Origin of the sequence: Streptomyces sp. NPDC048415, from assembly GCF_040651675.1 — a bacterium.
Classification (GTDB): Bacteria; Actinomycetota; Actinomycetes; order Streptomycetales; family Streptomycetaceae; genus Streptomyces.
On the sequence record NZ_JBEZKJ010000151.1, the window covers coordinates 1 to 12,570 of the forward strand.

The 12,570-nt window shown below is 68.7% G+C and carries 14 protein-coding genes and 1 pseudogene; 11 read left to right on the plus strand and 4 right to left on the minus strand.

Translation table 11 applies throughout. The features are described from left to right. Positions 1 to 441: 441 nt before the first annotated feature. Entirely contained in the window at positions 442 to 789 is a 348-nt protein-coding gene (locus AB0D27_RS43135) for a hypothetical protein (protein ID WP_362520529.1), read from the minus strand. On the opposite strand from AB0D27_RS43135, the gene AB0D27_RS43140 reads away from it, so the two are divergent. Further along, positions 788 to 994, plus strand: coding sequence for a hypothetical protein (locus AB0D27_RS43140; protein ID WP_362520532.1), 207 nt, complete (start codon positions 788 to 790; stop codon positions 992 to 994). The genes AB0D27_RS43135 and AB0D27_RS43140 overlap by 2 nt on opposite strands. Before the next feature lie 218 nt (positions 995 to 1,212). On the opposite strand, the gene AB0D27_RS43145 is transcribed toward AB0D27_RS43140, so the two are convergent. Further along, positions 1,213 to 1,809: a TetR family transcriptional regulator gene (locus AB0D27_RS43145; RefSeq protein ID WP_362520535.1), complete on the minus strand. Its 597-nt coding sequence runs from the start codon at positions 1,807 to 1,809 to the stop codon at positions 1,213 to 1,215. Positions 1,810 to 1,872: 63 nt separating this feature from the next. Here AB0D27_RS43145 and AB0D27_RS43150 point away from each other — a divergent pair, with 63 nt between their 5' ends. Further along, a complete protein-coding gene (locus tag AB0D27_RS43150) occupies positions 1,873 to 2,760 on the plus strand; it encodes an NAD(P)H-binding protein (protein ID WP_362520537.1) in 888 nt (295 codons plus the stop codon). Between the two features lie 212 nt (positions 2,761 to 2,972). On the opposite strand, the gene AB0D27_RS43155 is transcribed toward AB0D27_RS43150, so the two are convergent. Then, the gene (locus AB0D27_RS43155; protein WP_362520540.1) at positions 2,973 to 3,602 is read right to left on the minus strand and encodes a class I SAM-dependent methyltransferase; all 630 of its coding nucleotides are present in this window, start codon (positions 3,600 to 3,602) and stop codon (positions 2,973 to 2,975) included. A gap of 307 nt (positions 3,603 to 3,909) precedes the next feature. Between AB0D27_RS43155 and AB0D27_RS43160 the strand changes: the two genes are divergently transcribed. Further along, positions 3,910 to 4,548 carry a hypothetical protein gene (locus tag AB0D27_RS43160; RefSeq protein WP_362520542.1) on the plus strand — a complete coding sequence of 213 codons (639 nt, stop codon included), beginning with the start codon at positions 3,910 to 3,912 and terminating at the stop codon, positions 4,546 to 4,548. A gap of 377 nt (positions 4,549 to 4,925) precedes the next feature. On the opposite strand, the gene AB0D27_RS43165 is transcribed toward AB0D27_RS43160, so the two are convergent. Further along, a complete protein-coding gene (locus tag AB0D27_RS43165) occupies positions 4,926 to 5,558 on the minus strand; it encodes a type III effector protein (protein WP_362520545.1) in 633 nt (210 codons plus the stop codon). A gap of 128 nt (positions 5,559 to 5,686) precedes the next feature. Here AB0D27_RS43165 and AB0D27_RS43170 point away from each other — a divergent pair, with 128 nt between their 5' ends. The 8 genes and pseudogenes from AB0D27_RS43170 to AB0D27_RS43205 form a co-directional block, all read left to right on the plus strand. Next, on the plus strand, positions 5,687 to 6,118 hold the full coding sequence (locus tag AB0D27_RS43170; RefSeq protein WP_093906005.1) for an Hsp20/alpha crystallin family protein: 432 nt from the start codon (positions 5,687 to 5,689) through the stop codon (positions 6,116 to 6,118). Positions 6,119 to 6,218: 100 nt separating this feature from the next. Continuing rightward, positions 6,219 to 6,614: a DUF2267 domain-containing protein gene (locus tag AB0D27_RS43175; RefSeq protein WP_362520548.1), complete on the plus strand. Its 396-nt coding sequence runs from the start codon at positions 6,219 to 6,221 to the stop codon at positions 6,612 to 6,614. Between the two features lie 56 nt (positions 6,615 to 6,670). Continuing rightward, entirely contained in the window at positions 6,671 to 7,108 is a 438-nt protein-coding gene (locus AB0D27_RS43180) for a DUF2267 domain-containing protein (RefSeq protein WP_362520550.1), read from the plus strand. Positions 7,109 to 7,176: 68 nt separating this feature from the next. Next, positions 7,177 to 7,329, plus strand: coding sequence for a hypothetical protein (locus AB0D27_RS43185; protein WP_362520552.1), 153 nt, complete (start codon positions 7,177 to 7,179; stop codon positions 7,327 to 7,329). Positions 7,330 to 7,532: 203 nt separating this feature from the next. Next, complete coding sequence (locus AB0D27_RS43190; protein WP_362520554.1) at positions 7,533 to 8,768, plus strand: MFS transporter; 1,236 nt, start codon at positions 7,533 to 7,535, stop codon at positions 8,766 to 8,768. A gap of 300 nt (positions 8,769 to 9,068) precedes the next feature. Then, positions 9,069 to 10,754 (plus strand): ribonuclease J, encoded by a 1,686-nt coding sequence (locus AB0D27_RS43195; protein ID WP_362520557.1) that lies wholly within the window; start codon positions 9,069 to 9,071, stop codon positions 10,752 to 10,754. A 135-nt stretch (positions 10,755 to 10,889) separates the two neighbouring features. Beyond that, positions 10,890 to 11,618 (plus strand): spermidine synthase, encoded by a 729-nt coding sequence (locus AB0D27_RS43200; protein ID WP_362520560.1) that lies wholly within the window; start codon positions 10,890 to 10,892, stop codon positions 11,616 to 11,618. Between the two features lie 833 nt (positions 11,619 to 12,451). After that, positions 12,452 to 12,570 (plus strand): annotated as a pseudogene (locus AB0D27_RS43205) (DNA-directed RNA polymerase subunit alpha); the annotation flags it as partial.

The following is a 12,570-nucleotide window of genomic DNA, read 5'->3' on the forward strand; positions in this document are numbered from 1 at the left end:
CCGCACGCGGCCTCACCCACCAGGCCAAGACCGTGACCGATCGCACCAGCGGCACCATGGCCATCCGCACGGTCGTGGACACACTCGAAGCCAAAACCGTGCTCACCCCGACCACATCCGAGACCAGCCGGAACGACCGGTCCAAGACCGGCCCCACCCGGCACCGAACCACACGCCCCGCGCCCAGGCGACGCACGGCACCCTCCCCCACCAGCCCCTCGGGGCCGGCGGGCAAGCGTCCGGAGGGACACGCCCACACGGGCCGGAACCGGCTGCCCCGCGCAGCCCACCGGCACCAGGGCGTGACGACGATCAGCACCCCCACCCATCGGCATCAGCCGCGAGGGACAACATTGGGCGCGGGCTTCCACCTGCACGCTCACGCGACCCCACCACGGTGCGCAATCCCATTGCCAGGCACTACGTCTGACACGGGATCGCTCAGCTGATTAGAGACGCTTGGTGGACAGCGCGGGCGTCATCTTCCAGCCCCATGACTTCCGCCGAATTTCCATCACGGACTCCATCCTCAACGGGCTGCCGCCCTACATCGCCCAGGTCATTGCTGGGCACGACCACATCGGGACGACGATGGGATACGCCGCGATCTACCCGACTGATGCCATCGAGGCACATCGAGCGTTCATCGCCCGGCGCCGGGCTCTGCGGCCTGTCGAGGAATACCGCACCGTCACCCCGGAGGAATGGGACGAGTTTCTCGGCCACTTTGAGCGCCGCAAGCTCGCCCTGGGCGACTGCGGCCGCGCATACGGAACTGATTGTGCTCATGAGCACGCTTGTGTCCGCTGCCCCGGTCCTGATCGTTCACGCGTCCGAACGGCCGCGGCTCGTCGAGATCCACGACAACCTCTTCGCGCGCGTCCTGGAAGCCGAACGCGAGGGTTGGCTCGGCGAGATCGAAGGACTGCAGAGCAGCCTGACCCACGCCGAGGAGAAGATTGCCCAACTCGACGCGCGAATCGCCCGGAAGTAGAGGCTGTCGACCTGGGAATTCCCACCTTCCGGGAGATCGTTGCTCGCACTACTGCGGTCGCCGCACCGCCGGAGCCTTCGTGACCTGGACCGTTGTCGCCTCCGGCGATGGTCAGAGGACGCCGGCACCGGTCGAAACAGTGCGGAAGCGGCCTGACCGGGCCGGTGGCAACGCGTGCACCAGGCTGCGGAGCCTTCTTCGACGGGGAGTGTCGCCTGTCACCGCAGTTGGTTGAATGCCTGGTCGGCGTCGGCTACGGCCTCGGGGTGGACGTCGTGGGCGGTTCGACCGTCGGCGATCTTCTGCCAGTTGGTCCGGGCGAGCACCCTTTGGACCGCGAGTACTTGGGCGGCTCGCAGGCGTGCCTGGATGCCTTCGCCGAGGGCGTCCGCCAGTGCCTCCTCGTCCTCGAGCTGGTACCGCGTGAGCCGTCCCGCCAGGCTCGGTGTGGTGAACACCAGCCGGTGGAACGCCACCACCTCGGGATGATCGTTGAGGCCGGTGACGGGGTCGTACCGATCGAGGCCGGCCCGGAAGTGCCGGTGCAGTGCCGTCACCGGCTTGATGCCGGACCTGCGGTCACGTACGACGCGTGCCGCCTCTCCTTGGTGGTCCGCAAATCGGTGCAGCACCAGGTCTTCCTTGGTGGGGAAGTACCGGAAGAGGGTCGGCTTGGAGATCTCGGCCGCCGCGGCGATGTCGTTGACCGAGACGCGGTCGAAGCCGCGCTCCAGGAACAGCGAGACGGCCGCGTCGCCGATGGCGTCGCGCGTCCGCTCCTTCTTACGGGCCCGCAGTCCCGTCGGCTCGCTCATCTGACCAGTGTAACCTTCATGACCGAGTTGCTTTTTTAACCGAGTAACGTTTCCATGGGTGGCATGAATCAAGCAGACATTCCTCCCGTGCTCGTAACCGGGGCGACGGGCCGGGTCGGCCGCGTCGTCATCGACCAACTCCTCGACGCGGGCGTGGCGGTCCGCGCCCTCACCCATCGCTCCGAGGCGGCGGCGACGCTGCCGGCGAAGGTCGAGGTCTTCACCGGCGACTTCACCGTGCCCGAGTCGCTCGACCCAGCATTGAATGGCGCCGGTGCGGTCTTCCTCGTCTGGACCGCCCCGCCTCAGACCGCCGCGGCAGTCGTCGAGCGGCTGGCAGCCCACGTGCGGCGGGTCGTCTTCCTCTCCTCCCCGCACCAGACGCCGCACCCCTTCTTCCAGCAGTCCAATCCCATGGCGGTGCTGCACGCCGACATCGAGCGGCTCATCGCAGCCACCGGACTCGAGTCGACGATCATCCGGCCGGGGATGCTCGCGTCGAACTCGCTGGCCTGGTGGGCGCCCGCGATCCGGGCCGGCGAGGTCGTCCGGTGGCCTTACGGCGCTGCCAGGACGGCACCGGTCGACGACCGCGACGTCGCAGCCGTCGCGGCGCGGACGCTCTATCAGGACGGATACGTCGGAGGCGACTACGTGCTTACGGGCCCCGAGTCGCTGACCCAGGCCGCGCAGGTGGGCGTCATCGGTGACGCCCTGGGGAACCGGATCGCATTCGAGGAGATGACGCCGGACGAGTTCCGGAGCCTGTCGGAGGGCACGGCGCCCACCTCGGTCGTCGACATGCTGCTCGCCGCGTGGAGCGCGGCGGTCGGACAGCCCGCGTACATCACCACTGCGGTGGCCGACATCCTCGGGACGGCGCCGCGAACGTTTCGCCAGTGGGCCGCCGACCACACCACCGCGTTCACGGAGGGTTCGGAGGGGTCGTAGCCTCGTCGACCGCGATGCGCGCCCCTGGCCGCAGCCCTCAGTCCGCCGTCGCCCCGGCCCCCGCCTCCGGGATGTGCCGGGCGCGTGGGTGCGGGAGGCTCAGCGGCCAGGGGCATCGTGCGTACCGACAGGACGCGCAGCCTGCGGTCCAAGTGCGCGATGTCGATGGGAAATTACATGCGGAAGGTGTGCACGTCCGCCTGCAGGCGTCCTTAGGGGCGGCGGGCCAGCAAGTGGGCGTCGAGGAAGCCTCGCTCGGAGGCCGGGTCGTGGAGCAGTTGGGCGAACGTGACGAGCCCGGCCCCGGCCAGCAACTCTGCGAACCGGTCCACCGGCCAGCTATAGGCGGGCGTCACCTTGTGGTCGAAGCGGACCGGCTCCGGTCCGTCGGTCGCGAAGAACGAGACCAGGAGCAGGCCCCCTGGTGCCAGGACACGTACCTGCTCGGCGAGCAGCGCGGGCAATTTTCCAGGCGGGGTATGGATCATCGAGTAGTGGGCCAGCACGCCGCCGAGCACGCCGTCCTCGACCGGCAGGGCCTCCATCAGCGCCTCATCGAACCGCAGTGCCGGATGGGCCCGCCGGGCGTGGTCGACCATGCCCGGGGAGAGGTCGAGCCCGAAGGCGTCCAGCCCCAGTTCGTGCAACATGGCCGTCAGATGTCCAGGCCCGCACCCGACGTCGGCTGCCCGCGGGTTCCCCGTCCCGTGCACCAGCTCGGCGAAAGTGCCGATCATGTTCCGTGAGAACGGGTGCGTCTCCAACCGATTAGCGAACATCGACGCATAGAGCTCGACGACCCCGTCGTAGGCCGCCTTGGTCTCGTCCTGGTGTTCCGCCACGGGGAAGAAGCTAACACCCGTGCCGTTCGCGGCCGTTCTACGGCTCCATACCGCCCCTGGGGCTGATCCCATCACCTGAGTACGGGACGACCCCAGTAGTTCGGAGAAGCCACATCGCCTTGTACCTGCGCTGGTGCATACGGACGAGCCGGGACTGGCGGGTGGCCGCCGAGGAGCTGGGGCTGTTCGTTGTCTGGCTGAAGTTCGGCTCGAAGCCGGTCACGGGCATTGAGCGGCCCGTGGGGACTGGCCTGGTGTACCCGGGGCCGGGTGCCGAGCCGGTACGTGAGCCAGCCCGGATCCGAACGTGCTCACGGGGGTGCGGCAGCTCCTGCTGCACGGAATCACGGCGAAGGCGGCCGACACCGGACGACGGCGCCAGCGCGTGCTCGCCGCCCTGGCCCAGGCCGCGAAGGACGGCTCCGAAATCAGCGTCACCGCGGTCGCACGCCGCGCCGGCGTCGATCGCACCTTCCTCTACCGCCACCGCGACCTGCTCGGCCAGGTCCACGCCCAAGCCGCTGAACCGCCGACCGTTCCCGGTGGCCGCGGCCCGACCGTCAGCCGGGCCTCCCTCCAGGCCGACCTGCTCGCCACCGACGCCCGCACCGCCCGCCTCGCGGCCCACGTCCGTCGCCTCGAAGCGCGGCTCAGCGACGTTCTGGGCGAGCAGGTCTGGCGCGAGTCCGGCATCGGCGGACCCGATGACACCGAACAGCTCAAGGCCCGGATCAACACCCTCGAACAGCAGGTGGTCGACCTGGAAATCCAGCTTCAGGACCAGGGCGACGACCTTGCCGCCGCCCGCGCGGCCAACCGCGCTGATGGCGCAGCTGAACCGTCAAACCGACTGACCGCCCACTCGGTGCCGCGCTGGTCTGCGCGGGTGACCCGGCGCCCGGCCGTGCGTGGCCGGGCGCCGGGGACGGTTCACCGGAGTGGATGACGGCGGCCCGCCCTGGGGCGTCCACTGGATGCATGGCGAGATACGGCGCTAGCTTCGCAAAACGGTCCCGCCGCACGTGTCCGGTTCCGGCTACTCCGCGTCCGGGCACTCCCCATCGGTGACTAGGCGAGACCACTCATGGTCACCGCTTCATCGAAATCTCGACGAGTTGGAGGCCGACTTCCTGGCCCGTCGTCAACGCGCGATCGACGAAGGCTGGCGCGGTGAGGTCGAAGGGCTCGGCCTCACCCTGAGGTTCCTGGCCAGCAAGCGCGCCCAGGCCCACCGGGCCGCCGCGACAGCCAGTGTGGACCTGGGCATGCCACCACGGCCCGGGGCCCGAGCAGGGACGGAACAGAGAACCGGAACGGGTGGGTTCAGGGGTGTGTGAGGGTGTCGAGTTGTGCAGCGAGGTCGGGGTGGGTGGTGGCCAGGTGGGGGCGGGTGGCGTTGAGGGGGCGGACGAGCTCGGCGGGATCGTCGTGGGCAAGGGCCGCGTGGAGCTGGCTGAGCGGGAGGCGGGCGGTGGTGGGCAGGTCGGTGAGGGCGGTGATCTGGCCGGCGATGCGGCGCAGGTCGGCTGCGTTGCGGCGGGCCCAGTTGGCGTTGGTGCGTTCAGCGGCGCGGCGTTCACGGGTGGCCTGGACGCGTTGTTCGCCAGTGGTTCCGGCGGGGCCGGGGCGGCCGCGCAGGTAGCGGCGTTCGGCGGCCTGGCGGCTGGCGACGCCGAGGGGGTGGGCGAGGTCGGCCCAGCTGGCTCCCGCGTCGCGGGCGGTTTCGATCAGGCCGGTCTCCCATCCGGCGAGCTGCTCGCGTACCTGCCGCAGCAGCATCAGGGAGGCCAGCGCCTGCTCCGGCCCGGGGCCGGGAGCATCCGGGGTTTCCGGGGACTCTCGCTTGGCGTCGCGCAGGGCGTCGTCTATGGCGTGCAGGGCCGCCGCGGCTGCGAGGAACGACGCCGGGCTGTGGGCATTCGTGCTGGTCGGGGACGGCTGGTCGGCTGCGGTCACGGACACCTCCCTCTTGTTGTCATCGTGTAGACGACATCGTGTTTGTCATCCATTGGATGACATGTTACAACGGTGTCAGTGAGGCGCATTGGCAGCAACTGCCTGAACCTGCTGGAGGTGTTTTCACGATGTTGATGCGCACTGACCCCTTCCGTGAGCTGGACCGGCTGGCGCAGCAGCTGATGGGCCCGGGGACCTGGTCCCGCCCGTCGGCGATGCCCATGGACGCCTACCGCGAGGGCGACGAGTATGTGGTGGCCTTCGACCTTCCGGGCGTCACCGCGGACGCGATCGACATCGACGTCGAGCGGAACATGCTCACCGTCAAGGCCGAGCGGCGGCCGGTGGCGAAGACCGACGACGTGCAGATGGAGCTGTCCGAGCGGCCGCTGGGTGTCTTCTCCCGCCAGATCGTGCTCGCCGACACCCTCGACACCGAGCACATCCAGGCCGACTACGACGCGGGCGTGCTCACTCTGCGCATCCCGATCGCCGAGCGCGCCAAGCCCCGCAAGATCTCCATCGGCGTCGGATCCGGCCGCAAGGAGATCTCCGGCTGACACCGGCCGGACGGGTGCGGAGGGCGGGCACCTGCTCTCCCCCTCACCCCGCTCTCCGCACCCCCGTGGGCAGTCCGAAGAAGAAGGGGTGGCAGCCGAGATGACTCTGCGACGCGAAGCGTTCCTCGGCCACGTGAAGGAACGCGGCAAGTACGACTCTGCGGAGGAAGCCGAGCGCGCGGCCCGTGTGGTACTTGCCCTCCTCGGCGCGCACCTGGTCGGCGACGTCCGCGCCCAGCTGGCGGCGCGCCTGCCTGAGGCGTTCGCCCTGCTCCTGCTCAACCCGCTGCAGAGCGCCGAGCCGCTGCCCCCGGAGCGGTTCGTCCGCGCAACCGCCGCGTGGATCGAAGGCGCCACCGAGCAGACCGCGGCCTGGGACGTCAGTGCCGTGCTGTCGACCGTCGCCGACGCCGCCGGCGAAGACCTGCTGGGCCAGATCCTGCTCCAGCTCCCCGCCGACTACGACCTGCTCTTCGGCCGCCCCCAGCCCACCTGACCATTCCGTCCCCCGGTGCCCGAACACCGGCCACAGCAAGAAAGGCAACCACCCCCGTGATCTCCGACCGGCACGCACCGTCCCAGCAGCCGTACGGGACGGCATACGAGCAGATGCTGGAGAAGGTCCGCTACGAGGGCGCCTACCCCACCCGCGAGAGAGCCGACGAAGCCGTCCGCCTGGTTCTTGCCGGACTGGGGCGCCAGCTGACCGGCGACGAACGCGTCGACCTGGCCGGCTGCCTGCCCCTGGAAGCCGCACGCGTACTGACCGCGCAGATCCCCGACCACCAGCCGCTGACCGGCTGGTCCTTCGTCAAGGACCTCGCCGCCCGCACCGGCGCCTCCCTGGCCACCACCCGCTGGGACACCGGCTCCGTCTTCTCCGCCGTCGCCGCCTACGCCGGCCCTGACCTGATCACCCGCATCCTCCACCAGCTCCCCACCGGCTACGCCTTGCTGTTCGGCCGCGCCGAACTCGCCCCGGCCGCGTAGACGGCGACGTGCCCACTCGGGGCGGCCGCGACGACCACTGCGTCGCTGTCCACCCTGCGCCCCCCGACGTGTTGCCTTCCTGGCCGGTCCTCCTCACCCGCAGCCGCACGGTCACGGGCCCGCTGGCCAACCGGCCCCTCACGACCGTTGCGGCCTCCCTCATTGCAGCTCTCGTCAGCGTCCTGAACTTCTACCTGATCGGCCAAGTCCTGTTGATCTAGGCCCCAGGCATTTCTGCCTACGACACCACTGAGGTCTCAGGCGGCCAGGTGGTGCGTTCCGGCCAGGCAGTCTCGAGTTCGAGCCACAAATCTCGCCGTGCCAGGGCGGTGCCCGTCGCGGTCTCCCCACCGCACGATCACGCATGTAAGTTTCACACAGCAGTTCCAGTCCTTACTTCCTGCCAAGGCTACGGAGCCCGTTCATGCCCCACCTGCTGCCGGACACGAGGCCGCAGCGCATCCTCGCTGCCTCGAACTTCGTCTACACCGTCGGCAGCGGCCTCTATCTGACCGCGGGAGTGCTGTACTTCACCCAGGCGGTTCACCTCCCAGCCAACCAAGTGGGCCTCGGACTTGGCATCGCCGGCTTCCTGGCTCTGGCTGCAGGCATCGCCGCCGGGCACCTCGCGGACCGGCGCGGCGCTCGCGGCGTCTATGTCGTCACCCTCACCATCCAGGCAGCGGCAACGGCCGCCTTCGTACTGGCCGACAGCTTCTGGCCGTTCGTGATCGCGGTATGCGCGGCGACCGGCGCCAAGGGAGCGGGCCTGGCCGCCCGTAGTCCGCTCATCCGGCACCACGGAGGGGAGCGCCCCCAAGAGTTCCGCGCCTACCTGCGGGCCGTGAGCAACATCGGTATCTCGCTTGGTGCCGTCCTGGCAGGGTGGGCCGTCCAAGTCGGCACCCACACGTCCTATCAGCTGCTCGTCGTCGGTAACGCGATCGCCTTCGCCGCATCCGCGATAGTCATGTTCCTCTTGCCGAAGGTCACTCCGGTGGCCGTGGCAAAGGGGCCACGCTGGATAGCCCTGCGAGACCGCCCCTATCTCGCCCTCACCGTCCTGGACGGTGTCATGGCCATCCAGTTCAAAGTGCTCACCGCAGCCATACCCCTGTGGCTCGTCACCCGCACCGAAGCCCCGCACTGGCTCATCTCGGGCACCATGCTCCTCAACACTCTCCTCGTCATCGGCTTCCAGATACGCGCCAGCCGCAACATCGACAACCCCGCCGCCGGGGCATGGGCCTACCGCCGCTCCGGCGTGGCCTTCCTCATGGCCTGCGCGCTGATCTCGCTGTCCGCCGGCGTACCGGCCTGGGCCGCGGCAACACTCCTGCTGACCGCAGTCGTCGTCCATACCATCGGTGAACTGTGGCATTCCGCAGCCGGCTTCGAGGTCTCCTTCGCCCTCGCCCCCCAGCACGCCACCGGCCAATACCTAGGGGTGTTCGGACTCGGCGCCGGCCTGGCCGAGGCCGTCGGGCCGGCCCTGCTCATCTCGCTCTGCGTCACCTGGGGACGTCCAGGCTGGTACGTCGTGGGTGCGATGTTCCTCCTAGCAGGCCTGGCCGCACCCTTCACCGTCAACTGGGCACAAGGCCTTCAGCCCGAAGAGCCCGCCCACAAGGATGTAGAGCACCAAGCAGCCACAGCCTGAGCAGACAGCAAGCCACGCTCCCCAGAGCTCTGTGGCACCTTCGCTACCCGGCCGGACGGTATCCGCTGAATCAGCCGGGTCGTCCCTCCCCTCGTAGCCTGAAGACCTTGCTGCGGGGGAAGTTGGGAGTCATGACGGAGATGCGACAGAAGTTCGATCCGGAGTTCCGTGAGGGGGCTGTACGGATCGTGACGGAGACCGGCAAGTCGGACCGCTGACCGCCGCAGCCGCGCCGTGTTGAACCGGCTGGTTGGGGCAGCCAGTGGATCACCTCGGCAGACTCTCCGGTAACGTCAGAATATGAGCCATCCGCATCCCGAACTCAAAGCCGCCCCTCCCCTGCCTGAAGGAGGGCTGAGGGTCGTCGCCCTGGGCGGTCTGGGTGAGATCGGCCGCAACATGACCGTCTTCGAGCATGCCGGCAAGCTGCTCATCGTCGACTGCGGCGTGCTGTTCCCCGAAGAGACCCAGCCCGGCGTGGACGTGATCCTGCCGGACTTCACCTCGATCCGTGATCGCCTGGACGACATCGTGGCCGTGGTCCTCACCCACGGCCACGAGGACCACATCGGTGGCGTGCCGTATCTGCTGCGAGAGCGCTCCGACATCCCTGTCGTGGGCTCGAAGCTGACACTGGCGTTCCTGGAGGCCAAGCTCAAAGAGCACGGAATCCGGCCGCGCGCGGTGCGGGTACGTGAGGGCGACCGGCGCGGCTTCGGCCCCTTCGACTGCGAATTCGTGGCGGTCAACCACTCCATCCCGGACGGTCTCGCGGTCGCGATCCGCACCGGGGCCGGGCTGGTGCTGCACACTGGTGACTTCAAGATGGACCAGTTCCCGCTGGACGACCGCATCACCGACTTGCGCGCCTTCGCCCGCCTCGGCGAGGAAGGCGTCGATCTTTTCCTCACCGACTCCACCAACGCCGAGGTCCCTGGCTTCACCACCTCCGAGCGCGACCTGAACCCGGCGATCGAGCAGGTGATGCGTACCGCCCCGCGCCGGGTGATCGTCTCCAGTTTCGCCAGCCATGTGCACCGCATCCAGCAGGTCTTGGACGCCGCGCACCAGCACGGCCGCAAGGTCGCCTTCGTGGGCCGCTCCATGGTCCGCAACATGGGCATCGCCCGCGACCTCGGGTACCTGAAGGTCCCCAGCGGCCTGGTCGTGAGTACCAAGGAAATGGAGAAGCTGGCAGACCACAAGATCACCCTGGTGTGCACCGGATCCCAGGGCGAGCCGATGGCGGCTCTGTCTCGGATGGCCAACCGCGACCATGCGATCCGCATCGGCAAGGGCGACACCGTCCTGCTCGCCAGCTCCCTGATCCCCGGCAACGAGAACGCCATCTACCGGGTGATCAACGGGCTGACCCGGTGGGGCGCCCATGTCGTCCACAAGGGCAACGCCAAGGTGCACGTCTCCGGGCACGCCAGCGCCGGTGAACTCGTGTACTGCTACAACATCGTCAAGCCCCGCAATGTCATGCCCGTGCACGGCGAATGGCGCCACCTGCGGGCCAACGCCGACCTGGCCATCCGTACGGGGGTCGATCCCGAGCGGGTGGTCATCGCCGAGGACGGCGTCGTCGTCGACCTCGTGGACGGGAGTGCGTCGATCACCGGCAAGGTGCCCGCGGGCAACGTCTACGTGGACGGCATGGAGGTCGGCGGCGCCACCGAGGCGTCCCTGAAGGACCGCGTCACCCTCGCGGAGGAAGGCGTGGTCACCGTAGTGGCGATCGTCGATGCCGACACGGGCGCCCTTGCCGAGACTCCCGACTTCCTGGCCCGCGGGTTCGTCCACGACGACACCACCTTCGAACCGGTCATCCCTGTCATCGAGAAGACTCTGGCGACCGCAGCCCAGGAAGGCGTCGGCGACGCACACCAGCTGGAACAGCTCATCGCCCGTGCCGTGGCGAACTGGGCCTTCCGTACCCACCGCCGCAGGCCCCTCATCATCCCCGTCATCATCGACGCCTGACCGGCGGCCCCCTTCCCCCCTCCTGCCCTGCCCTGGCGGCAGCAGGGACGGTTTCGCGCCTGCGTCCACACCTGCGCAGAGCGGCGTTCCAGGCACCGGCTTCGGGCACCGACGGCGCGTCAGAAAGGTAAACGGATGAGCGCGCGTTTCGAGGAGATCGACTGGCGCCCGACAGCGATGGGCGACATCAGCCTGCGGCGCCGACGCGACCCGGCATCGGACACCGATGTGTACGAGGTGAAGCTCGGCGACGAGTTCTTGATGTCCAGCCTCTTCACAACCGGCGAGATCGCGCTTGCGGAACTCGGACTGGCGAAACTGCCCTGCGCCGAACTGGACATTGCCGTCGGCGGACTCGGACTCGGGTACACCGCCGAGGCTGTGCTGGACGACCCCCGAGTGCGCTCGCTGACCGTGATCGAAACGCTCGCCGAAGTCATCGACTGGCATCAGCGGGGCCTGGTCCCTCTCGGCGCCCGGCTGACTTCGGACGCCCGCTGCCGCCTGGTTCAAGGCGACTTCTTCGCGATGGCGGCCGATTCGTGCGGTCTGGACCCGAAGGAGCCGGGCCGCCGCTTCCACGCCATTCTGCTGGATGTCGACCATTCGCCGCGCCATGTGCTCCACCCGCGCCACGCGGCGCTCTACCAGCCTGCCGGGCTCCGCGCTCTCACCGAACGCCTCCACCCCAACGGGGCCTTCGCCCTGTGGTCGAACGACCCGCCGGACAAACAATTCACCTCCGCACTCACAGAGGTCTTCCCGCAATCAGCGGTCCATCTCGTCGACTTCGACAATCCCCTGCAAGGAGGCACCTCGACCAACACCGTCTACGTGGCCAGGACAGAACCAGGCCCGCCGTAGGCAAACAGTTCGGCCAGACCCGGGTCGGTCATCGCCATCATCGCGTACCAGGGCCGCATCAGGTGGAAGGTGCGGCCGGCCTCGTCCGGAAGCAGCGCCTCGACGACGGCGACCAGGACGGCTGCGGCCCGCGCCGCTGAGGTGAGGCGAACTGGACCCTAAGGGTGTCCCGAGCAGGAGGACCAGGGTCTGCAGATTCTGGGTCTCGGAGACGCACAGCCTCCACGGGCCGATGACGAGGCTGTCCCCGTTCCGGTCGCGAAGCAGCCCCGGATGGCTCAGCGCACTCACAGCAACGCACGGCATGAAGGCGCCACCACATCCGCGTACCCCGTACCGGACGCACCAGCGGGCCGGGCTTCCACTCCAAGTCCGGCGGTTCGCTATTGCTGCTGGTCAGGCGGGTAGTTCTGAAGGCAGCGAGCTGACTGGCCGTCACGCGGGCCGATCTGCGGCCGCGGAGGCGGGACCAAGTGCAGGTCTGCTCGGGTCCGTCGGGCGGAGCGCGCGAAGGCTTCGGTGGTTCTGACACAACTGAGTGACGAGGAGACGTTTGGCTAACCGGCGATCATGGTCTATGTTGCGCTCGCCACCGGCGGGCTCCGGCCTCACCATCCCCGATGTGACCTCGATCAGGAGTCCACCCCGAAGAACCGACGTACAGGGTCATGCCATCGGGGACGAGCACTAAAGCTCATCCCATGAGGCAGTTGAGGTTGCGGGCGCCGTGCACCACGAGGAAGTGCACGCGGTCACCAGAGACCGTATCGCCCGTACCCTTCGTGATGTCTACGGCGTCATAGCGGGCGCCCAACCACTGGAGGCAACACCCCGTGCTGATTGCTCAGCGTCCGTCCCTGACCGAAGAGGTCGTCGACGAGTTCCGCTCCCGGTTCGTGATCGAGCCGCTGGAGCCGGGCTTCGGTTACACCCTCGGCAACTCCCTGCGTCG